Source organism: Pseudomonas sp. GW821-FHT11D10 (assembly GCF_058808435.1).
This window is the reverse complement of sequence record NZ_JBXARR010000004.1, coordinates 402,154-424,178: the sequence shown is the minus strand read 5'-3', so window position 1 is coordinate 424,178 and position 22,025 is coordinate 402,154. Positions and strand designations below refer to the sequence as shown.

Genomic DNA, 22,025 nt, shown 5'->3' with positions numbered 1-22,025 from the left:
TTCAGGGGCAATTGAAAAACGGCCGGATCCCGTGGTCACGGAAGTACCGTTCGATCACCTTCGGATCCGCGCTGTTGTCGGCAATCGCCACGTAGGTGTCCGGGCGCAGCAGGTAAAAGCCGTTGCGCCCCAGTCCCGCCGTTTCAAACGCCGGACGCCAATCGAACACGTGCAGCGGCAAGTGATGTTCATTGCACCAGGCGATCATCTCGTCGCTGGTGTCGCCGTACACATGCACCTGCCAGCACGGATGGCGCAACGGCTCGTAATTATCCCCCTCGCCATCATGGGCCCACGGCAAGCGGTCGCCGCCGTGCACGTGCCCGGCCACGCCTTCACTCAACGTCATGCCTCGATAGTTGACGGTGATTTGCGAGACGGTGCGAAACAGGAATTCGCGGCTGGTCTCGAATGAGGCCATTTTCGGGATCAGGAACGGCGCCAGCCGCGTCCGCAACAGGTCGGCCATACGGCCTTCGGCGGTGACGAAGCTGAAGACCTTGTCGGTGGTCGACACCAGTCGCCGGGCGAAGGCGATGCGCTCGGTTTGGTAGCTGTCGAGCAGTTTGGGTGTGGCCGCGCCGCCGAGCACTGCCGCGAGTTTCCACGCCAGATTGATCGCATCGCCGATGCCGGTGTTCATGCCCTGACCGCCAGCCGGGCTGTGTACGTGCGCCGCATCGCCGAGCAGGAACGCCCGGCCCTTGCGAAAGTGATCCGCCACCCGGTGATGCACGCGGTAGGTGGAGAACCAGTTGACGTCGTCGATGTGCACGTTCAAATGTTCGATGGCGCGATTGCTGACATCCGAGAATTCCAGGGTTTCGGCGCGATCTGCACGTTCGTCACGCACAGTGCCGATCAACCGCGCACGGCCTTCGCCGGCCAGCGGGAACACCGCGAGAAAGTCCGCTTCATCCAGGTCCAGATGCAACTCGCCATTGAGCGCCGGGCCGCTGGCCTGCACATCCGCGACGTAGAAAATCTGCTGATAAGTGCCGCCGGGAAAACCGGTGTCGAGGGTTTTGCGCACGACCGAACGGGCTCCGTCACACCCGGCCAGATAGCAGGCCTGGCAGATTTCCTGCTCGCCATCCGGCAGGCGCAAATGGGCGGTGAGGCCGTCGCCGTTTTCGGTGAAACTCTCCAGCGTCGTGTTGCGCTCGACGGTTACGTCGTAGTCTTCGAGGCGGTCGATCAACAGTCGCTCGTGTTCGTCCTGCGGGTACATTTCCAGAAAGGCATAGGGCGTCAGGCCTTCGCCGATCCGGTTCAGCGGCAGCTGCGCCACGGGTTTGCCCTTGACCCAGAAATTCGCCGCCGCCACCCGGTGACCGTTGCGCACCACCGCATCGGCCAGATCCAGTTGCCGGTACAGCTCAAGGGTGCGCGCCTGCACCGCCAGCGCCCGCGAAGTGGTGCCCGGCGCGGAAGCCTTGTCGATGATGCGCACGCGCACGCCCAGTTTGCTCAGCCACAGGGCCAGCACCAGTCCGGTGGGGCCTGCGCCGATGATCAGAACATCACTGCGGTTCATGGTCTGTCCTCCTCGCGTGTCCTGACCCCAGGCTTGCCACTGAGTGTGCAGCAGCAAGTATGGATCAGACGGCGAGGGCGGCCAGTCGGCCTGCCAAACGGGGCGATGGAACAGCGCCGCCGGCCCGCAGTCCTATCCTGCACCCTGCGATTGCGCGTAGGGTTAACCCGGCTCAACGGACTGGATGAAGCGTTATGCACACCCCTCGATTAATCGTCAGCCTCGCCGCGCTGCTGGTGCTGGCCGGTTGCGCCGGTCAACGCAGCGAAGAACCGGCGCCGCGCCCGCCCGCCGAGGTCAAGGCGCAGATCGTGCGCCTGTTGCCGGCAAAAACCGTCGACCGCCAAGGCTGGGCCACCGACATCTACGCGGCGTTCGCCGCCCAGGGCATCAGCCCGACCACGCAGAATCTGTGTTCGGTGCTGGCCGTCGCCGAGCAGGAATCCACTTTCCAGGTCGATCCGCCAGTGCCCGGCCTGGGCAAGATCGCCCGTGACGAAATCGACCGCCGCGCCGCCAAGGTGCACATACCGAGCCTGTTGGTCAGCGGCGCCTTGCAGGTGCGCTCGCCGAACGGCAAGACTTACCGCGAACGCCTGAGCGCCGCCCGCAGCGAAAAGGAATTGAGCGCGATTTTCGACGACTTCATCGGTTCGGTGCCGATGGGCCGCACGCTGTTCAGCGGTTTCAACCCGGTGCACACCGGCGGGCCGATGCAGGTCAGCATCGAGTTCGCCGAGCAGCATGCCAAGGACTATCCGTACCCGGTGGACGGGACAATTCGCCGCGAGGTGTTCAGTCGTCGCGGCGGGATGTATTTCGGTATCGCCCATTTGCTCGGTTATCCGGTGAGTTATCGCGAGCCGCTGTACCGCTTCGCTGATTTCAACGCCGGCTGGTACGCCAGCCGCAATGCGGCGTTTCAGAACGCGGTCAGCCGGGCGTCGGGGATTCCGCTGGCGCTGGATGGCGACCTGATCCGCCCGGGCGCGATCATGCCGGGCAGCACTGAACTGGCGGTGCGCGCCCTCGGCAAATCACTGGGCATGCGCAATCCGGTGATCCGCGATCAACTGGAGAAGGGCGATAGCCTGGCTTTCGAGGAGACCAAACTGTATCAACGGGTTTTCGAGCTGGCGGAGCGTGCGGAAGGCAAGTCACTGCCCCGTGCGGTGTTGCCGGGCATTGTGCTGCAGAGCCCGAAGATCACCCGCAAACTGACCACGGCGTGGTTTGCCAAACGGGTCGACGAGCGCTATCGGCGCTGCATGGCCAAGGGCTGAGGACGATCAAAAAGATATAAAAAAACCCGGCTGACGGGAGCCGGGTTTTTTCTGGGTTGTTGCGGTCAAGCCATTCATTCAGGCAACGCGACGTTCAATCAGACGATCCGATCCACCTTCAGCGACGCGACGTTCAATCAGACGATCCGAGCCACCTTCAGCGACGCGACGTTCAATCAGACGATCCGAGCCACCTTCGGCAACGCGACGTTCGATCAGACGATCCGAGCCACCTTCGGCAACGCGACGTTCAATCAGACGATCCGAGCCACCTTCAGCAACGCGACGTTCGATCAGACGATCCGAGCCACCTTCAGCAACGCGACGTTCGATCAGACGATCCGAACCACCTTCGGCAACGCGACGTTCAATCAGACGATCCGAACCACCTTCAGCAACGCGACGCTCGATCAACCGATCCGAACCACCTTCGGCGATCATGGTGTGGGCCGGTTTGGCGGCAAATGCGTTGAATGCCAGAACCGAAAGGGCAATGCTGAGGATGACTTGGCGTTTCATGATTTTTTGCTCCGGGGGTGTTGTTTGTTTGGTATGGAGCCGATGTTACGCCCGGGATTTTTTTAGAGAACTTCATTGACGTGATGGTGAACATCGACGCCGATGATGGTTTGTCACAACACCTTTACCGCGCGGCCGATTGCCTGGATCGGCCCGGTAGGTTTGCCGATCGGCGAACCGTTGGCGCCTTCCAGCGTCAGCTCGAACAACTGGTTAGGTTGCAGCGGCGGCAGCTTGTCCAGCGGGATCGATAGCGCCTGACCCGGTTTGACCAGGCCCAGCGACACCGGGCCCTGCCAGCCGTCGGCCTTGGTCCAGAATTCCAGCGCCTTGTCGGCCGGCACCTCGACCACGCCCAGCGGAATCAACTGAATCTCTCGTGGACTGCTGGCCTGGATTACCCAGCCCGGCGCCTTGTCCTGCGGGGCGACCAGCACCACCAGAAAGCTCGGTTTCGGTGTGGTTTGGGTCAGCAGGATCGAACCCAGCAACAAGGTCGCGGCCAGCCCGGCAGCGCTCAAACCGCGCCACAGCGACAGGCGGTTCCACCAGGAAATCTCGGGCGCCACCTTATGGGTGAGTTGCCCGACACTGCGTTCGATGCGTTGCCACAGCTGCGACGAGGGCTGATGCGCCGGGGCGAGGTCGGTCAGTTCCAGCAGACGCCGCTCCCAGGCATCCACCGCCGCTTGCAGCTTGGGCTCGTTGGGCAAGCGCCGTTGCACTTCGGCGCGCGCCTCGGCCGAGAGGGTCCCGAGCACGTATTCGCTGGCCAGTTCATCGCGTTCCTGCGCCGATTCGGTGGTCATCCCATGCACTCCCGCAACGCATTGAGGCTGCGCTTGATCCAGGCTTTGACGGTGCCCAGCGGCGTGTCGAGGCGTTGGGCGATCTGCGCGTGGCTGTAACCGTCGACGTAGGCGTGAAGGATGCAGCGGCGGCGTTGCGGTTCCAGTTGATGCAGGCAGCGATGGATGCGGGTCGATTGCGCGAGCGCGTCGAAGCCGTCATCGCTCGCGGGTGATTCGTTGCTGTCGTTCAACGGCGTTTCCCGGTCGTGATTGCGCAACAGATTCAGCGCCAGATGCCGGGTCACGCTGAACATCCAGCCCCGGGCCGAACCGCGCGCCGGATCGAACCCCGACGCGCCGGCCCAGATCTTGATGAACGCATCATGGACGATGTCCTCCGCCAGCGCCGTATCACGCACCAGACGCCGGGCCACACCGAGCAGCCGCGGACCTTCCTGCACATACAATTCGCGCAGGGCCTCGCGCTCGCCGCGAGAACAGGCGGCGAGGCAGGCTTCGTAATCGAACAGGTTTTCGGGCAAGGGCATGTCCTGCAATCTAGCAAGCATCGGCCAAACGTCCAGTCAGGGTCAGTTCGCGGCCCAGAAAATGTAGTCGGCCTGGTACTTCACCACTTCCTGTTTGCCCTTGTTTGCCGCCGTGCATTCGCTGCCCGGTGCCACGCCGCCCTTGAGCGCGACGCGCTGGATGTAGCTCACGCCGCTCATGGCGCCTTTGCCTTCAGCGGGGTTGGCCTTGACCAGTTGATAGGGCAGGTTGCCCGGGCTCGACGGCGCTACGGCCAGTTGCGTGCCGGTGACTTTCGAACCGTCCTGCGCCTGCCAGGTGGCGGGCGGGCCGAAGTAGGTGCCGACCTGTTTGCCGCTGCGATCGTTGAGCACTGCTTTCGGGCCGACGAACACCCACTCGGTCTGGCCGGCGACGTTGGCCTTGTCCCGGCATTCGTAGGTGATCTCGCCGACCCCGGTGGTTTCCATCGCGATCTTGTGGCCGTCCGGCACCTTGATCGCGTCGGGATAACTGCTTTGGGCAAAACTCGTCGAGGCGACGGCGAGCAAACCGGTGAGGCCAATCAGTTGGGTGATGTTCATCAGTGTTTCTCCGAAAAGGGTAAACCGCTGACAGCCGAAAGAGGGCTGTTACAGGGACTACCCGTGACGGAGCGGTTTGGATGCAGTGGCCGGAAAATAAATCTGAAAGCACTGAAAGTCAGATTGCTGTAACCAGCTCTTTCCCGGTTTTTGCCAATGCCAGGCCGGAGGCTTTCAGCAGTTCCTGGGTATACGCATGTTGCGGCGCCGCAAAAATCTGGCGCGAGGCTCCCTGTTCCACCACCTTGCCGTCCTTGATCACCATCAAGTCGTGCGCCAGCGCATGCACCACCGCCAGGTCATGGCTGATGAACAGGTACGTCAGCCCATGGCGGATCTGCAACTGCCGCAGCAATTCCACCACCTGTTTCTGCACCGTGCGATCCAGCGCCGAGGTCGGTTCGTCGAGCAGAATCAGCGCCGGTTCCAGCACCAGCGCCCGGGCGATGGAAATGCGCTGGCGCTGGCCGCCGGAGAATTCGTGGGGATAGCGATGCCGGCTCTGCGGGTCGAGGCCGACTTCCTCCAATACGCGGATCACCGCCGCTTCGCGTTCCTCGGCCGTGCCGATGCCGTGGGTCAGCAGGCCTTCGGCGATGATCTGCTGCACCGACATCCGAGGGCTGAGGCTGCCGAACGGGTCCTGGAACACCACCTGGATCTGCCGGCGCAACGGGCGCATCAAACGCTGATTGAGCAGGCTCAGTTGCTTGTTGCCGAAGCGAATGTCGCCCTCGGATTCAACCAGCCGCAGAATCGCCTGGCCCAGCGTCGACTTGCCCGAGCCGGACTCGCCGACAATGCCCAGGGTCTTGCCACGTTGCAGACGGAAACTCACGCCGTCCACGGCCTTGATGTATTCCTGGGTGCGACTGAACAACGCCTTGGGCAGCGGGAACCAGACTTTCAGATCGTCCACTTCCAACAGGTTGTGATCGTAGCGGCTCGGCACCGGCGCGCCGGACGGTTCCGCCTCGATCAGCAAGCGGCTGTAAGGATGCTGCGGCGTGCGGAACAGCGTTTCGCAGTCGGCCTGTTCGACGATTTCCCCGTGGCGCATCACGCACACCCGTTGGGCGATGCGCCGCACCAGATTGAGGTCATGACTGATCAGCAGCAGCGACATGCCGAGGCGTTGCTGCAACTCGATCAGCAGCTCCAGAATCTTCTGCTGCACGGTCACATCCAGCGCTGTGGTCGGCTCATCGGCGATCAGCAATTCCGGTTCGTTGGCCAGCGCCATGGCGATCATCACCCGTTGCCGCTGGCCGCCGGAGAGCTGGTGTGGATAGGCCTTCAAACGCTGCAACGGCTGGCGAATGCCGACCAGTTCCAGCAGTTCCAGCGTGCGCTGGCGCGCGGCGCGACCCTTGAGTCCCTTGTGGATCTCCAGCACTTCGCTGATCTGCTTTTCCACCGTGTGCAGCGGGTTCAACGAGGTCATCGGTTCCTGGAAAATCATCGCGATGCGGTTGCCGCGCAAGCCGCGCAGCTGCTGTTCGCTGGCGTGCAGCAAGTCCACACCGTTGTAGCGGATGCTGCCCGTGCTGCTGACGGTTTTGCCTGGCAGCAAGCGCAGAATCGAATGGGCCGTCACCGACTTGCCCGAGCCGGATTCGCCGACCAGTGCCAGGCACTCGCCACGGCGGATGTCGAGGTTCACGCCGTGCACCACTTCGTGCCCGGCGAAGGCGACGCGCAGGTCGCGGATTTCAATCAGGTTGTCGGTCATTTCAGCTCCGGGGATCAGGATCGCGGATTGAACGCGTCACGGCAGGCTTCGCCGATAAACACCAGCAAGGACAGAATCAGCGCCAGGGCAAAAAACGCCGTCAGCCCCAGCCACGGCGCTTGCAGATTGCGCTTGGCCTGGCCGATCAGTTCACCCAGCGACGCGGTGCCGGCGGGCATGCCGAAGCCGAGAAAATCCAGCGCGGTGAGGGTGGCGATGGCGCCGGTCAGAATGAACGGCAGGTAGGTGAGGGTGGAGGTCATAGCGTTGGGCAGAATGTGCCGGCGCATCAGTTCGCTGTCCGTCAGGCCCAGCGCTCGTGCGGCCTTGACGTATTCCAGGCTGCGCCCGCGCAGGAACTCGGCGCGCACCACGTCCACCAGCGCCAGCCAGGAAAACAGCGCCATGATCCCCAGCAGCCACCAGAAACTCGGCGAGACGAACCCCGACAAAATGATCAGCAGGTAAAGCACCGGCAGCCCCGACCAGATCTCCAGCACCCGTTGCCCGAGCAGGTCGACCCAGCCGCCGTAATAACCCTGCAACGCTCCGGCGACGATGCCGACCAGCGCACTGACGGCGGTGAGGATCAGCGCGAACAGAATCGAAATCCGCGTGCCGAAAATCACCCGCGCCAACACGTCCCGCGCCTGATCGTCGGTGCCCAGCCAGTTGCTGGAGGACGGCGGGCTTGGCGCCGGTTCCGTGAGGTCGTAATTGACCGTGTCGTAGCTGAACGGGATCGGCGGGAACAGCATCCAACCGCCCTGATCCTCGATCAGTTTGTGCACGTAATTGCTGGCGTAATCCGGCTGGAACGGCAGTTCACCGCCGAAATCGGTTTCCTGATAATCGCTGAGGATCGGGAAGTAAAAGGCGTTGTGGTAGCGGATCACCAGCGGTTTGTCGTTGGCGATCAGTTCGCCGCCGAGGCAGATCAGGCACAGCCCGATGAACAGCCACAGCGACCAGCGCCCGCGACGGTTGGCCTTGAATTGCGCGATGCGCCGCCGGCCCAGAGGGGAAAGTGTGAACATCAGGCAGTCCTCGCCGAGAAGTCGATGCGCGGGTCGAGCAGGGTGTAGCAGAGGTCGCCGATCAGCTTGATCAACAGGCCGAACAGGGTGAACAGGAACAGCGTGCCGAACACCACCGGATAGTCCCGCGACACCGCCGCTTCGTAGCTCATGCGCCCGAGGCCGTCGAGGTTGAAGATGGTTTCGATCAGCAGCGAACCGGCGAAAAACACCTCGATCAATGCCGACGGCACACCGGCCACCACCAACAGCATCGCGTTGCGAAACACATGGCCGTAGAGCACGCGTCTTTCGGTCAGGCCTTTGGCGCGCGCGGTGATCACGTACTGGCGGCTGATCTCGTTGAGGAAGCTGTTCTTGGTCAGGATCGTCAGCGTCGCAAAACCGCCGATCACCAGCGCCGTCACCGGCAATACCAGGTGCCAGAGGTAGTCGCCGACCTTGCCCCACAGGCTCAGGCTGTCGAAGTTGTCCGACACCAGGCCCTGCACCGGAAACCAGTTGACGTAGCTGCCCCCGGCGAACACCACGATCAACAGGATCGCGAACAGAAACGCCGGCATCGCGTAACCGACGATGATCGCCGTGCTGCTCCAGACATCGAATGCGCTGCCGTTTTTGATCGCCTTGCGAATGCCCAGCGGGATCGAGATCAGGTAGGTGATTAAGGTCGCCCACAGGCCGAGGGACAGCGACACCGGCAGCTTCTGCACGATCAGATCGGTGACCTTCGCACCGCGAAAGAAACTGCTGCCCAGATCCAGTTGCGCGTAGTTCTTGAGCATCAACCACAGGCGTTCGTGCATCGGCTTGTCGAAGCCGTAGTGGTGCTTGATCTCTTCGATCAGCGCCGGGTCCAGGCCACGGCTGCTGCGCCCGGCACCGCCGATGGCGGTGACTTCGCTGGTGCCGCCCATGCTGTGCCCGCCGAAGCCTTGCAGGCGGGCGATGGCCTGTTCCACCGGGCCGCCGGGCGCGGCCTGCACGATGACGAAGTTGACCACCAGAATGCACAGCAGCGTCGGGATGATCAGCAACAGACGTCGACTCAGATAACGCCACATGTCATTGGCCCCCCGCGAGCGAGTGCAGGGCGCTCATCTGTTGGTTGGTCAGCGGCTTGGCCGAGACCTCCCACCAGGTGTCGAGGCCTTCGCTGTAGACCGGCTGCACCGGCGGCCTGCCGAAGCGGTTCTGAAACACCGTCGGCGTGCCCTTGGAGTAGTAGTTGGGAATCATGTAGTCACCCCATTGCAGCACCCGGTCGAGGGCGCGGGCGTAACGCACCATGGCGTCGCGGGTATTGGCCTGGACCAGGCCGTCGATCAGCCGGTCCACGGCCGGGTCGGCCAGCACCATCGAATTGGAACTGCCGACCTGCGTGGCGCTCTGTGAGGCATACAGGCTGTACAACTCGCGGCCCGGCGAGACGATCGGATCGCCGCTGCGCGGGAAACTGGTGACGATCATGTCGTAGTCCCGGGCGTTGAGCCGGTTGATGTATTGCGCCGAATCGATGCGTCGCAGATTCAGGGTGATGCCGATCTGCGCCAGGGTGCGTTTGTACGGCAGCAGCATACGGTCGAAGCCACCCTGACCGTCGAGGAAGGTGAATTCGAATGGCTCGCTGGCGGCGTTCACCAGCCGATTGTTTTTCGGCGTCCATCCGGCTTCGGCCAGCAGCTTCAGGGCCTGCAACTGCTTGTCGCGGATGTAGCCGCTGCCATCGGTTTTCGGCGCCTGATAGACCCGGCTGAAAACCTCGTCCGGAATCTGTCCGCGCAGCGGTTCGAGGATCGCCAGTTCCCCGGCGTCGGGCAGGGCGGTGGCGGCCATTTCACTCTTCGGCCAGTAGCTGTTCTGGCGCACGTAGAAGCCGCGCATCATCTGCTTGTTGGTCCACTCGAAATCCCACAGCAGGCTCAGCGCCTGTCGCACGCGACGATCCTTGAACAGCGGGTTCTGCAGATTGAACACAAACCCCTGAGCGCTGGTCGGTTTGTCCGGGGCGAGAATCGCCTGTTGCAGGCGACCGTCGCGCAGGGCCGGGCTGTCGTAGCCGACCACGTAGCCGGACGAGGAAAACTCGCGGTTGTAGTCGAACGCGCCGGCTTGCAGCAGTTGTCGGGCGACGTCGGTGTCGCCGTAGAAATTCACGGTCAGGCTGTCGAAGTTGTACAGCCCGCGACTGACCGGCAGGTCTTTGCCCCACCAATCCGGATCGCGCTGGAAACCGATGCTGCGCCCGGCGTCGACCTTGCTGACACGGTACGGGCCGCTGCCCAGCGGGGGTTCGAAGCCGCCGCCGTTGGCGAAGTCGCGGGTTTTCCACCAGTGCTCGGGCACCGGTCGCAGCGACGCCAGATCCAGCGCCAGGGTGCGGTTGAGGTTGTTCTTGAAGGTGAAGCGAATCTGCCGCGGGCCTTCGATCTGCACGTCCTGCACGTCGGCGTATTGCTGGCGATAACTCAGGCTGCCCTTGGTCATCAACAGCTCGAAGGTGTAGCGCACGTCCTCGGCGGTAATCGGCGTGCCGTCGGCGAAACGCGCCTCGGGATTCAGGTTGAAACGCACCCACAGACCACCGGGATCGCGCTCCATGGATTGCGCCACCAGACCGTAGACGGTGTAGGGCTCGTCCAGCGAGCGGAACGCCAGCGGCGAATACACCCAGTCGTTGACCTGCACCACGGAAATGCCCTGATCGGCGTACGGAGTGATGTAGTTGTACTGACCGATCTCCATCGAAGCGCGGCTGAGCGAGCCACCCTTGGGGGCGTCGGGATTGACGAAATCGAAGTGCTGGAAACCAGCGGGATATTTCGGCGCCTCGCCGTACACCGTCATCGCATAGCTGCCGCCGGCCAGCGCAGCTGCCGCGTTGCACAGCAGCGCGCTGCCGAGCAGCAGGCCGGCCATGTTGCGCATGAATGTCATGAAGTCGTTCCTCTGAGCCGGAAAAACCCGGAGCGGCGGCTGGCCGCTGCGGGATGCGAATTCGCAAGGGGAAGGGGCCGGCCGGAGTCTTGCGCGGCCCCGACCGGGACTCAGAAGTGGTACGTCATCCGCGCAAACAGCGTGCGGCCCAGCGGATCGGTGTAGCGTGGGTCATAACCGCTCTGGAAGTTGTAGGCCTGGTTGGAGAACGGCGGATCGCGGTCGAACAGGTTTTTCACCCCGGCATCCACGTCCAGCACCTTGTCGAAGGTGTAGCCGGCCGACAGGTCCCACACCGAATACGACGCGACCCGCGCGTTGGTCTCGCGGTCGTAGTCGTTGTAGCCGGTGGTGAAACGGTTGGTCAGCGCCGCGCGGGCCGCGCCGAAGGTCCAGGAACCGGTCAGGTTGTGTTTCCAGCGGGCAATCACACCGTCGCCCCTGAAGTCGCCGACCTTGTCGGTGAACGGGCCCTTGATGGTGCTCTGGAAGTCGTACTCGTCGACATAAGTGCCTTGCAGGCCCAGACCGAATTGACCATACGGCGTGTTCGGGAAGCGATAGTCCAGCGACACATCGACGCCGTTGGTTTCGACGATGCCGAGGTTGGCGTTGCCGGTGACGATGTAGTTGAGCGTGCCATCGGCGTTGCGCACGAAACGGTCGGGGTAGCTGCCGGCCTGATCGAACACGGTGGATTCCGGGAACGGCTGGATCTGGTTGGAGATGTGAATCCACCAGAAATCCAGGCCCACGGACAGATTGCTGACCGGCTGATAGACGAAGCCCAGCGTCACGTTGCGGGCCTTCTCCGGGGCCAGGTCTTCATTGCCGCCGATCTGGTTGAGGAACTGCTGACCGCAATCACGCCCGCCGTTGCCGCCCGGTTGCACCACGCCGCCGGTACACAGCACCGGGTCGTTGTAGTAGCCCTGGGTGTAGGTGATGCTGCGCGGCGAATACAACTCATACAGCGACGGCGCGCGGAAGCCTTCGCTGTAGGCGCCGCGGACCACCAGCTCCTTGAGCGGCTGATAACGGAACGAGTATTTCGGGTTGGTGGTGCTGCCGAAGTCGCTGTATTTGTCGTGACGTACGGCGGCGGACAATTCCAGGCTGTCGAGCACCGGCACGTTGATTTCCGCGTAGGCGGCTTTCACGCTGCGGTCGCCCTCGACGCTGCCGGCCGGGTCGATGCCCAGGCTCTGGATGTCGCCGGCGAAGGCTTCGAAGTCCTGATGGAATTTCTCTTTGCGGTACTCGCCGCCCAGCGCCAGACCCGACGGGCCGGCACCGAACCAGTCACCGATTTCGCGGCTGATCCGCCCGTCGAAACCGGCGACCCGACCGACCGCCGTGGAATAGGCGCCGTGGTAAGCAGCCTGGTCGATGTATTGCTGACCAGCACTGGTCTGCGGGCCGAACGGGTTGAGCAGACCGCTGGCCAGACCGTCGATCATCGCCTGATCGCTGACGTAGCCGCTGGTGACGCTGGAGACGATCTTGTTCTGGTTGTACGAGGCGCCGACGTTGTAGTCCCAGCCGCCGACCAGACCGTCGAAGCTCAGCAAGAAGCGCTGGCTGGTGTTCTGGTCTTTCGATTCGCGCGGGCCGGCGGCGGTTTCGCGCCAGTTCACGTCCACCGGTTGCGTCGGGTCGAGGGCGAAACCGGTGGGCGCCGGGGTGATGCCGTTGCCGGGGTAGTAGGGCGAGGACGAATCCAGGCTCAGGCCGGTCAATGGCGCCGGGCCGACGGCGGTGGCGTTGTTGTTGCGCGACCAGAAGTATTCGAGGTTGACGTTGTGGTCGTCGGCCAGTTTGCCGGTGGTCTTGCCGAAGAACGAAGTCTTCTCGGTCTGCGGCACCAGGTCGATGTACTCGCGGGTGCTGAAGCGGCACAGACCGTCACGGGCCACCAGGTTGGGGCCGTTGCAGTTGCTGTTGGCCAGCGGGTTGGTGGCGTTGCCGTTCTGGCTGTAGTTGCCGGGGAACGCGGTGCCGGAAGTCTGGTCCAGGCCACGGCCGGGCACGTAGTCGCGGGCGAAGGAGCGGTCGTTGGCGTCGAGGTTCTGCTGCTTGTTGTAGTTGAACACGCCGAGCACGTTGAAGCGGTCCTGCTCCAGGTCACCGTAGCCCCAGCTGGCGCTCATGTCTTTGGTGGCTCCGCCGCCGCTGTGGGTCGGGGTTTCGCCGCCGAGGGTGAGCTGGCCGTCGGTCATGGATTTTTTGGTGATGAAGTTGATCACGCCGCCGATGGCGTCGGTGCCGTACAGGGCCGAGGCGCCATCGCGCAGCACTTCCACGCGCTCGATCGCAGCAAACGGGATCATGTTCAGATCCACCGCGCCGCCGGCCGAGTTGGTGCCCGACAGGGCGTTGTTGGCCAGCCGGCGACCGTTGAGCAGCACCAGCGTCTTGTTCGCGCCGATGCCGCGCATGTCGGCGAACGAGGCGCCGCCGGTGGCCGCGCCGACCGAGCCTGCGCTGTTGTTGATCGACTGGCTGCCGGTGATGCGCTGCACCAGTTCGGCGGTGGTGGTCACGCCCTGTTTGCGCAGCTCTTCGGCCTTGAGCACGGTGATCGGCACCGCCGTTTCCGCGTCGACCCGACGGATCGCCGAACCGGTCACTTCGACCCGTTGCAGTTGCGTGGTCGGCGCGACCACCGCCGCAGCGGCCGGGACGCTGTTGTCGTCCTCGGCAGCCTGAACCCCGGCGCCCATCCCCATGGCCACCAGGTACAACGGAACGAAACGGTGGCGGGAAATCGTCGCCACCAAGGGTTTGAGCGTGAAGCGTGGAGTGTTCATCAGCATGGTTGTTTCCGACTTTGTTAGACGTTTATCGAAATGGCCTTGTGAGCCCTCTTTGCACGGAGCACGGTGGTGCCGCGCCGCGAAAACCACTTTCTTCAAGCAAGCCGATCCCCTCCGAAGACGCGCTGCGTTTTTTCGGTCGGCCGATTGCGACGGGATTCAACGAGCGGTGTCGGGCGCGTCCCTCACTGCGCGCCCGGCACCGCCGTCAGCGGGTGGTCATCACCGATATTTTGGTGATGCCCGAGCGCTCGATGGACGCCATGGCTTTGGCGACCTGGCCGTAATTCACGGCGGAGTCGGCCTGCAGCTGCACGCGCACTTCGGCGTCCTTGGCCTTGACCTCCTTGAGGCTGGCCTCCAGTGATTCCGGCGCCAGCTCGGTCTTGGCCAGGAAGAACTTGCCGTCTTGATCGACGCTGACCACCACCGGATCCTTCTTTTCGGCGGGGGCCACGGCGTCGGTTTTTGGCAGGTTGACCTTGATCGCGTTGGTCATCAGCGGCGCGGTGACGATGAACACCACCAGCAACACGAGCATCACGTCCACCAGTGGCGTGACGTTCATTTCGCTGAGCACTTCATCGCTGTCTTGAGTGGAAAAGGACATCAGCTGGCCTCCCGCACGGCGGCCGTGGATTTGGCGATGGCCTGGCGGCTGATGGAAAACGCGCTGCGCGAAGCGAGGGCGTCGAAGTCGTGGGCGAAGTCATCCATGTCCGCCGAGGCCAGCTTCAGGCGCCGCAGGAAGAAGTTGTAGATCAGCACCGCCGGTACCGCGACGGCAATGCCCACGCCGGTGGCGATCAGCGCGTGGCCGATGGGCCCGGCCACGGTTTCCAGGCTGGCCGAACCGCTGGCGCCGATGCTTTGCAGGGCTTCCATGATTCCCCACACGGTGCCGAACAGGCCAATGAACGGCGCGGTGCTGCCGATACTGGCGAGGATCGCCTGGCCGTTTTCCAGCGAGCGGCGTTCCTTCTGGATCTGTTGGCGCAGGTTGCGTTCCAGTCGGTCGGAGCGGTTGATGGTGTGCGCCAGTTGCTGGGTGGTGCGCGGGGATTCTTCCACCAGCAAGGCTTCAAAACCGCTGCTGGCGATCCGCGCCAGTGAACCCGGGTACTGGCTGGCGTGTTCGGCGGCAGTGAGCAGATCCGGCGCGCCCCAGAAGGCTTTGCTGAACTGCCGGTTCTGGGTTTTCTGGCGCAGGTATTGCGCCGACTTGACCAGCAGAATTGCCCAGCTGACCACGGAAAACAGCACCAGCCCCCAGAGCACGCCGGGGACAATCATCGAAGACAAAGAATCGTTCATGGCTACACCTCGCTTGCGTTAATCGGTTGTGAGTTCGGTTGTGAGTTCGGTTGTCGCGCCGTCATTGCGGCAATTTGAAATCGATGGTCTGGGTGGCGAAGCCGTCGATCGGTGTGTCGCCGCGCTTGGCCGGGATGAACTTCCAGGCCTTCACCGCTGCAACCGCCGCGTCATCCAGTTGCGGCTTGCCGCTGGATTTGGTCACCGTCACCGAGCCTGCGCGACCGTTGGCCAGCACCTGAATCCGCAGCACCACGCTGCCTTCCCAGTTGCGCCGCAGGGCCAGCGACGGGTATTCCGGCGGCGGGTTGCCGAGGCTGGCGAGGCCGGAAATCGCCGCCGACTCTTTCACCGGACCCGGTGCCGCCGCAGGTGCCGGTGGCGCACTCGGGGTGGCCGGGACGGCAGGCGCTGCCGGTTGCGCAGGGGCGGGCGGCGCTTTCGGCGGTTCGGCCTTTTTCACCGGTTTGGGTTTCTCGACCGGTTTCGGTTTTTCGATCGGCTTGGGTTTCTCCACCGGTTTGGGCGGCGGCTTGACCGCGTCCTCGTCTTCCACCGGTTGTTCCGGTTCGGGCGGTGGCGGTGGTGGGGGCGGTGGCTCCGGTGTCGGCGGGGCCGGGGGTGTCGGGCTGGTGAGCTCGACGGTCATTTCAGGAATTTCCGGTGGCGTGGGCAGTGGCTCGGCCCGCGCCTGCTGGAAAAACCACCAGGCGCCGCCGTGTATCAGCGCCGACACCGCCACCAGCAACAGCATCTGCTGTTTGTTCAGGCCGCCGGGCTGAGAAGTGTTGGCCTTGTAGACGGGCCGACCCGCCACCGACGCAAGCGCTGCGTTCGGTACTGGCCCCGGCGGCGTTCTGTGCTTTACCGCATCGTTCATTAAAGCTCCCTCGGGTGGATGAAGGGCAATAAGGTGCCGTTCGAACAACACAGCGTTGTTCGAGTGAGTGGTCGCAACTTTCATACAGGTGTGCAGAAGCCGATAGTTGAACTATCTATTGAATAGGGCTTGTGCAGCTTATTGCTTCAGTAACGTCGATTTCGATGGTTCATTGATCCGGTCCGTGGCTGTTCTTTTATAAGTGAGTGTGCAGTTGAGTGGCGAACGTCATTCTTGCCCTCATGGTGGATGCAATAGCAACCGCTGTGCCAAACAGTAAACAAATGTGTAGCGGTTATTTCACGGATGATACGTATGTCGCATTTATATAAGTTTCATCAGGTACGCGGGTTTTCATGGGCGCATAACCTCCCGACGGCCCTGTTTGCAGGGCTTTTTCAAGGGCGAGACAGGCCGGGCGCGGTATCGCGCTGTTCAGCGAGATAGAGCGGCTGTTCTCGTGTCGGCCAGGACGCGTGATGGTGCGTGGCGGACTGATTTGGTGCGGGTCAGTGTTTTAGCGGGTCACAGGCGATGTTCCTTGTTCTTGTCTAAGTAAAGTCGGTTGTTCCGCTTGTTCGGTGTAATGGCTGAAAGTGCAGTTTTGGTGCGCTTCGGACATTAACGCCGAACAGCAAAAGTTGTAGCGGTGTGCTGTCTGGAAGTTATTGTCGAACAATGCGTTGTTGCATTCATTAATGCAGCGCGCACGCAATGACTTCTTGCGTGCTATTTAAAAAATAAATAGTGCAGGCGTTCAGGTAATAAAAGGAATGCACGGACTGTTCGCAGGACGAACACGGCGCAGGTACAGGGGCACGGAGAGATGAGTGTGGCGCAGCAGATGAAGATTCACGCGGTGAACTCCTTGTTGCCAGCTCGGATACGCGAACTTTTGGTTCGGTATCGCACCTTACAAGAACGCGGATAGCGTTCGCTGATTGCTCTTGGTGCGGGATGGGCACCGCCAGCGCTGTTTTGCGAGATCAGGGATTCGCAAGCTGCCGATGAATGCGCAATCCGTGCCAAATTCGATACAACAGCTATAAATAGGGCCAGGCAGGATGCCTTTCGCAGTGGAGGAGGGGATATGTATCAGCTCTACGGACATCGCAACTCAGGGGCCGCGGCCATCGAGGCGGCGCTCGAGCTGTGCCAGGTGGCTTACCGCTTCATCGATATCGAGGCCAGCGCGGAAGCGGCGCAGGAGTTGGCGCGGCTCAATCCGCTCAAACAGATCCCGACCCTGCAACTGCCGGACGGCAGTGCAATCACCGAAAGTGCGGCGATCCTGATTCATCTGGGGCTGAACTTTGCGCAATCCGGCCTGTTGCCTGCCAAGGGCGCTGACCGGGATCAGGCGATACGCGGGCTGGTGTACATCGTCAGCAATTGCTACGCGGCCATCGGCGTCATTGATTACCCCGAGCGCTGGCTGGTGATGCCGGACGAGGCATCGCGGCAGAATCTGATGGCGGGTGCGCGGGAACGACTGCACTGGACCTGGGAGGTGTTTGCCGACCAGTTCTCCGCCGAGCTGTACCTGGACGATGAAACGCCGGGGGCGCTGGACGTGCTGGCGGCGGTGGTCACGCGCTGGGCCGGTGCCCGCGAACACCTGCGCCAGGCCCGACCCGGTTTCCATGCGTGGCTGCAACGCATCGACCGGCACCCGGTGCTGGCGCCGGTCTTTGCGCGACATTGGCCCGGCTGATTACTCCCCGCGAATGTACTGCTCCAGCTGCTTGATCAGCTCGGCCTGTTCGGCAATCGCTTCCTTGACCAGGTCGCCGATCGACAGCAGGCCGATCAGCTTGCCGTCCTCCACCACGGGCAAGTGGCGCAGGCGTTTGTCGGACATGATGCCAAGGCAGGTGTCGACGGTCTGGTGGGTGTCCACCGTGATCACGTTCGCCACCATGATGTCGCGCACCGGCGTGCCCACCGAAGAGCGCCCGTGCAGCACCAGTTTGCGCGCGTAATCGCGCTCGCTGATGATGCCCACCACTTTGTCGTCTTCCACCACGAGCAGGGCGCCGACGTTCTTCTCGGCCATTTTCATCAGCGCTTCGAGCACCATGTGATCGGGTTTGATCTGGTGCACTTCCTGATTTTTCTGATCTTTGAGCTTGAGCAGCTGGGCGACGGTTTTCATGGCGGTTACTCAGGTGTTGTCGTTGTTCTCCAAGCATCGTAGACGCAGGCGCACAGAGCAAGGCCGCAAAACGGCAGATAACACGCAAAAAACGTCATTTGACGGGGTTTTTCATGGCGAGGCCTTTGTCACGGGTTTCGGCAATGCCGCGTAGAATGCCCGTCTGAATCAATTCTTGAGGTCGCAGTGGTGGATTTACAGCAGGGCTTCGTCCTGACCCGGCATTGGCGCGACACCCCGGCCGGCACCGAAGTCGAGTTCTGGCTGGCGACCGACGCCGGGCCGCGCCGTGTGCGCCTGCCGCATCAGCCGTCGGTGGCGTTCATCCCGGCGGCGCAGCGCGAGCAGGCCGAGCGGGTGCTGGCGGACGAAAAGAACGTCGAACTGCGCCCCCTGGCCCTGCAGGATTTCGAGCATCGGCCGGTGCTCGGTCTGTATTGCCAGCAGCACGGTCAGTTGATGCGTCTGGAAACCGCGCTCAACCGCCACAGTGTCGACGTCTTCGAAGCCGATGTGCGACCGCCCGAGCGTTATCTGATGGAGCGTTTCATCACCGCGCCGGTGTGGTTCAGCGGCACGCCCGATGCCGAGGGTGTGCTGATCGACGCGCACCTCAAGCCCGCACCCGACTATCGTCCGCAACTGCGGCTGGTCTCGCTGGACATCGAAACCACCGAGCAGGGCGAGTTGTATTCCATCGCGCTGGAAGGCTGCGGCGAGCGGCAGGTGTACATGCTCGGTGCGCCGAACGGCGATCACAGCATTGTCGATTTCGACCTCGAGTACTGCGAATCGCGCACCCTGATCCTCAAGAAGCTTAACGACTGGTTCGCCCGCCACGACCCCGACGCGATCATCGGCTGGAACCTCGTGCAGTTCGACCTGCGCATCCTCCACGAACACGCCCGGCGCCTCGGTGTGCCGCTCAAGCTCGGGCGCGGCGGCGAGGAAATGCAGTGGCGCGAGCACGGCAGCCGTACTCATTACTTCGCGGCAGCGGCGGGGCGGCTGATCATCGACGGCATCGAATCCCTGCGTTCGGCGACCTGGAGCTTTCCGTCGTTCAGTCTGGAAAACGTCGCCCAGACCCTGCTCGGCGAGGGCAAGTCGATCGACAACCCGTACCAGCGCATGGACGAGATCAACCGCATGTTCGCCGAGGACAAACCGGCGCTGGCCAAGTACAACCTCAAGGATTGCGAACTGGTCACGCGGATCTTCGCCAAGACCGAGCTGCTGAAGTTTTTGCTGGAGCGCGCCAGCGTGACTGGCCTGCCGGCGGATCGCAGCGGCGGTTCGGTGGCGGCGTTCACCCATTTGTACATGCCGTTGATGCACCGTCAGGGTTTTGTGGCGCCGAACCTCGGCACCAATCCGCCGCAGGCCAGCCCCGGCGGGTTTGTCATGGACTCGCAACCGGGGCTGTACGAATCGGTGCTGGTGCTCGACTACAAGAGCCTTTATCCGTCGATCATCCGCACCTTTCTGATCGACCCGGTGGGGTTGATCGAAGGCTTGCAGCACCCTGATGACAGCGACTCGGTGCCGGGTTTTCGCGGTGCTCGTTTCTCTCGCACCCGGCATTGCCTGCCGTCCATCGTCGCCCGGGTCGCCGAGGGCCGCGAGACCGCCAAGCGCGAGCACAACGCGCCGCTGTCCCAGGCGCTGAAGATCATCATGAACGCTTTCTACGGCGTGCTCGGTTCCAGCGGTTGCCGGTTTTTCGATACGCGGCTGGCGTCATCGATCACCCTGCGCGGCCACGAAATCATGCTGCGCACCCGGCAGTTGATCGAGGCTCAGGGGCATGCGGTGATCTATGGCGACACCGACTCGACCTTCGTCTGGCTGCGTCGCCCCCACGGTCAGGAAGAGGCAGCGACCATCGGCCGGGCGCTGGTGCAGCACGTCAACGACTGGTGGCGCGAGCATGTGCGTGAGCAATACGGGCTGGAAAGCGCCCTCGAATTGCAGTTCGAAACCCACTACAAACGCTTCCTGATGCCGACCATTCGCGGCGCGGAAGAGGGCAGCAAAAAGCGCTATGCCGGTCTGGTGACCCGCGCCGACGGCAGCGAAGAAATGGTCTACAAAGGCCTGGAAACCGTGCGCACCGACTGGTCGCTGCTGGCCCGGCAATTCCAGCAGGAGCTGTACGAGCGGATCTTCCAGCGCAAGCCGTATCAGGATTACGTGCGTGAGTACGTGCGCAAGACGTTGGCCGGCGAGTTCGACGAGCGACTGGTCTACCGCAAGCGCCTGCGCCGCACCCTCGACGACTACGAACGCAACGTGCCGCCCCACGTGCGCGCCGCGCGGCTGGCGGACGATTACAACGCGCAGCACGGTCGTCCACGCCAGTACCAGAACGGCGGCTGGATCAGCTACGTCATCACCCTGGCCGGGCCCGAACCGCTGGAAGTGCGCCGCGCCGCCATCGATTACGACCACTACATCACCCGCCAGCTGCAACCGGTGGCGGATGCGATCCTGCCGTTTGTCGACGACGATTTCTCAACCCTGATCGGGGGGCAACTGGGCCTGTTTTGAGTCCAGCAGTTGCAGGGTCCATTCGTCCTGAATGCCGTGGAAGTAACGCTCCAGCGCCTGATGCCAGAGGCTGTCTTCGTCGGCGAACTGGGCGAACAGGGTCATCGATGAGTGGAATTTCAGGTCGTCCGGATGGCCGAAAATCTCGGCAATCGAACGCTGCTGCACGTTCAGCACAAGCTGCGTGCAGGTCCGCAGTCGAGCGCCGAGCAACGAGTGATCGAGATAGGCGCGGGTTTCTGGCGCCGAGTTGATCGCAAACCGCCGCGACATCTCGCTGCCCCCGAGCCCGGCGAACTGCGGGAACACAAACCACATCCAGTGGCTGCGCTTGTGGCCCTCGCCGAGCTCGCGCTGGACCCGTTCGAACACCGGATCCTGGGCGAGCACGAAGCGTTGCAGGTTGAATGGATCGTCCTGATCAGTGCTTCTCATGGCGAAGCCCTCTGTCAGTCGGCGGGTGGCTCAGACCATGGCCAGCCGCTGCTTGCGTTGTGGCGCGTGAAACGCCTGGTCCAGCGCCGCCAGATCCCCGGCCTCGAGTTGCAGCTGCGCCGCTTGTGCATTGAGCTGCACGTGTTCCGGGCGCACGGCCTTGGGAATCGCAATCACCCCATCCTGACGCAGAATCCACGCCAGCGAAACCTGTGCCGGGGTCACGCCGTGACGAGCGGCAATCTGTTTCAGCACCGGCTCGGCAAGCATCGCGCCGCGCTGGCCGATCGGGCAGTACGCCATCAACGGCATGCGCTGTTGCTGGCACCACGGCAGCAGGTCGAATTCGATGCCGCGTTCCTCCAGGTTGTACAGCACCTGATTGGTCGCGCACGCCGAGTTCGACAGCTCTTCAAGATCGCCAACGTCGAAGTTCGACACGCCCCAGCGACCGATCTTGCCTTCCTCGCGCAGACGCTCGAAGGCTTCGACGGTTTCTTCCAGCGGATACTGGCCGCGCCAATGCAGCAGATAGAGGTCGATGTAATCGGTGTCGAGCCGGCGCAGACTTCGCTCGCAAGCTTGGGGAATGCCTTTGCGGCTGGCGTTGTGCGGGTAGACCTTGCTCACCAGAAACACTTGATCGCGCAGGCCGGCGATGGCTTCGCCGACCACGCTTTCGGCACCGCCCTCGGCGTACATTTCGGCGGTGTCGATCAGGGTCATGCCCAGTTCGATGCCGCTGCGCAGGGCCGCCACTTCACGCTTGTGCGCCGAGCGGTCTTCGCCCATGCGCCAGGTGCCCTGGCCGATCACCGGAACCTGCACGCCAGCCAATTCGAGGGTACGCATTCAAACCTCCTTTCTGAAACGGTCGATACCTTGGGTGGGCAGCAGGATAGCCCACGGGTTCCGTCCGGTTCCAGA

The 22,025-nt window shown here is 62.9% G+C and carries 19 protein-coding genes; 3 read left to right on the top strand and 16 right to left on the bottom strand.

The features are described 5' to 3' along the window. Position 1 precedes the first annotated feature (1 nt). A complete protein-coding gene (locus AC1RT4_RS15640; RefSeq protein WP_493086133.1) occupies positions 2-1,537 on the bottom strand; it encodes an FAD-dependent oxidoreductase in 1,536 nt (511 codons plus the stop codon). Between the two features lie 194 nt (positions 1,538-1,731). Between AC1RT4_RS15640 and AC1RT4_RS15635 the strand changes: the two genes are divergently transcribed. Further along, positions 1,732-2,820, top strand: coding sequence for a DUF1615 domain-containing protein (locus AC1RT4_RS15635; RefSeq protein WP_493086131.1), 1,089 nt, complete (start codon positions 1,732-1,734; stop codon positions 2,818-2,820). A 78-nt stretch (positions 2,821-2,898) separates the two neighbouring features. Here the strand turns inward: AC1RT4_RS15635 and AC1RT4_RS15630 are convergent, their stop codons facing one another. The 12 genes from AC1RT4_RS15630 to AC1RT4_RS15575 form a co-directional block, all read right to left on the bottom strand. Beyond that, complete coding sequence (locus tag AC1RT4_RS15630) at positions 2,899-3,339, bottom strand: hypothetical protein (RefSeq protein WP_011335081.1); 441 nt, start codon at positions 3,337-3,339, stop codon at positions 2,899-2,901. A 113-nt stretch (positions 3,340-3,452) separates the two neighbouring features. Then, positions 3,453-4,148: an anti-sigma factor gene (locus tag AC1RT4_RS15625; protein ID WP_493086128.1), complete on the bottom strand. Its 696-nt coding sequence runs from the start codon at positions 4,146-4,148 to the stop codon at positions 3,453-3,455. Beyond that, a complete protein-coding gene (locus tag AC1RT4_RS15620; protein WP_493086126.1) occupies positions 4,145-4,678 on the bottom strand; it encodes a sigma-70 family RNA polymerase sigma factor in 534 nt (177 codons plus the stop codon). The genes AC1RT4_RS15625 and AC1RT4_RS15620 overlap by 4 nt, the downstream gene beginning before the upstream one ends. 42 nt (positions 4,679-4,720) lie before the next feature. Continuing rightward, positions 4,721-5,242: a DUF3455 domain-containing protein gene (locus AC1RT4_RS15615; RefSeq protein ID WP_085686629.1), complete on the bottom strand. Its 522-nt coding sequence runs from the start codon at positions 5,240-5,242 to the stop codon at positions 4,721-4,723. Between the two features lie 118 nt (positions 5,243-5,360). Continuing rightward, positions 5,361-6,974 carry an ABC transporter ATP-binding protein gene (locus AC1RT4_RS15610; RefSeq protein WP_493086124.1) on the bottom strand — a complete coding sequence of 538 codons (1,614 nt, stop codon included), beginning with the start codon at positions 6,972-6,974 and terminating at the stop codon, positions 5,361-5,363. 14 nt (positions 6,975-6,988) lie between these two features. Beyond that, entirely contained in the window at positions 6,989-8,011 is a 1,023-nt protein-coding gene (locus AC1RT4_RS15605) for an ABC transporter permease (protein ID WP_493086122.1), read from the bottom strand. Continuing rightward, the gene (locus AC1RT4_RS15600; RefSeq protein WP_493086120.1) at positions 8,011-9,075 is read right to left on the bottom strand and encodes a microcin C ABC transporter permease YejB; all 1,065 of its coding nucleotides are present in this window, start codon (positions 9,073-9,075) and stop codon (positions 8,011-8,013) included. The genes AC1RT4_RS15605 and AC1RT4_RS15600 overlap by 1 nt, the downstream gene beginning before the upstream one ends. A gap of 1 nt (position 9,076) precedes the next feature. Then, the gene (locus AC1RT4_RS15595) at positions 9,077-10,948 is read right to left on the bottom strand and encodes an extracellular solute-binding protein (RefSeq protein ID WP_493086117.1); all 1,872 of its coding nucleotides are present in this window, start codon (positions 10,946-10,948) and stop codon (positions 9,077-9,079) included. A gap of 110 nt (positions 10,949-11,058) precedes the next feature. Continuing rightward, entirely contained in the window at positions 11,059-13,764 is a 2,706-nt protein-coding gene (locus tag AC1RT4_RS15590) for a TonB-dependent receptor (RefSeq protein WP_493086114.1), read from the bottom strand. Between the two features lie 208 nt (positions 13,765-13,972). Continuing rightward, positions 13,973-14,374 carry an ExbD/TolR family protein gene (locus AC1RT4_RS15585; protein ID WP_007959059.1) on the bottom strand — a complete coding sequence of 134 codons (402 nt, stop codon included), beginning with the start codon at positions 14,372-14,374 and terminating at the stop codon, positions 13,973-13,975. Then, on the bottom strand, positions 14,374-15,078 hold the full coding sequence (locus AC1RT4_RS15580; RefSeq protein ID WP_007959058.1) for a MotA/TolQ/ExbB proton channel family protein: 705 nt from the start codon (positions 15,076-15,078) through the stop codon (positions 14,374-14,376). Before AC1RT4_RS15580 ends, AC1RT4_RS15585 begins: the two co-directional genes overlap by 1 nt. A 61-nt stretch (positions 15,079-15,139) precedes the next feature. Then, on the bottom strand, positions 15,140-15,958 hold the full coding sequence (locus AC1RT4_RS15575; RefSeq protein WP_493086112.1) for an energy transducer TonB: 819 nt from the start codon (positions 15,956-15,958) through the stop codon (positions 15,140-15,142). Between the two features lie 1,090 nt (positions 15,959-17,048). On the opposite strand from AC1RT4_RS15575, the gene AC1RT4_RS15570 reads away from it, so the two are divergent. After that, positions 17,049-17,672, top strand: coding sequence for a glutathione S-transferase N-terminal domain-containing protein (locus AC1RT4_RS15570; RefSeq protein WP_493086110.1), 624 nt, complete (start codon positions 17,049-17,051; stop codon positions 17,670-17,672). Here AC1RT4_RS15570 and AC1RT4_RS15565 read toward each other — a convergent pair whose 3' ends face one another. After that, positions 17,673-18,113 (bottom strand): CBS domain-containing protein, encoded by a 441-nt coding sequence (locus tag AC1RT4_RS15565; protein ID WP_007959054.1) that lies wholly within the window; start codon positions 18,111-18,113, stop codon positions 17,673-17,675. Positions 18,114-18,302: 189 nt separating this feature from the next. On the opposite strand from AC1RT4_RS15565, the gene AC1RT4_RS15560 reads away from it, so the two are divergent. Further along, positions 18,303-20,663, top strand: coding sequence for a DNA polymerase II (locus tag AC1RT4_RS15560; protein ID WP_493086108.1), 2,361 nt, complete (start codon positions 18,303-18,305; stop codon positions 20,661-20,663). Here the strand turns inward: AC1RT4_RS15560 and AC1RT4_RS15555 are convergent. Together AC1RT4_RS15555 and AC1RT4_RS15550 are read right to left on the bottom strand one after the other, a co-directional pair. Then, the gene (locus AC1RT4_RS15555; protein WP_493086106.1) at positions 20,628-21,098 is read right to left on the bottom strand and encodes a DUF1810 domain-containing protein; all 471 of its coding nucleotides are present in this window, start codon (positions 21,096-21,098) and stop codon (positions 20,628-20,630) included. The two genes, AC1RT4_RS15560 and AC1RT4_RS15555, sit on opposite strands and share 36 nt — an antisense overlap. A gap of 30 nt (positions 21,099-21,128) precedes the next feature. Further along, on the bottom strand, positions 21,129-21,950 hold the full coding sequence (locus AC1RT4_RS15550; RefSeq protein WP_493086104.1) for an aldo/keto reductase: 822 nt from the start codon (positions 21,948-21,950) through the stop codon (positions 21,129-21,131). Positions 21,951-22,025 lie beyond the last annotated feature (75 nt).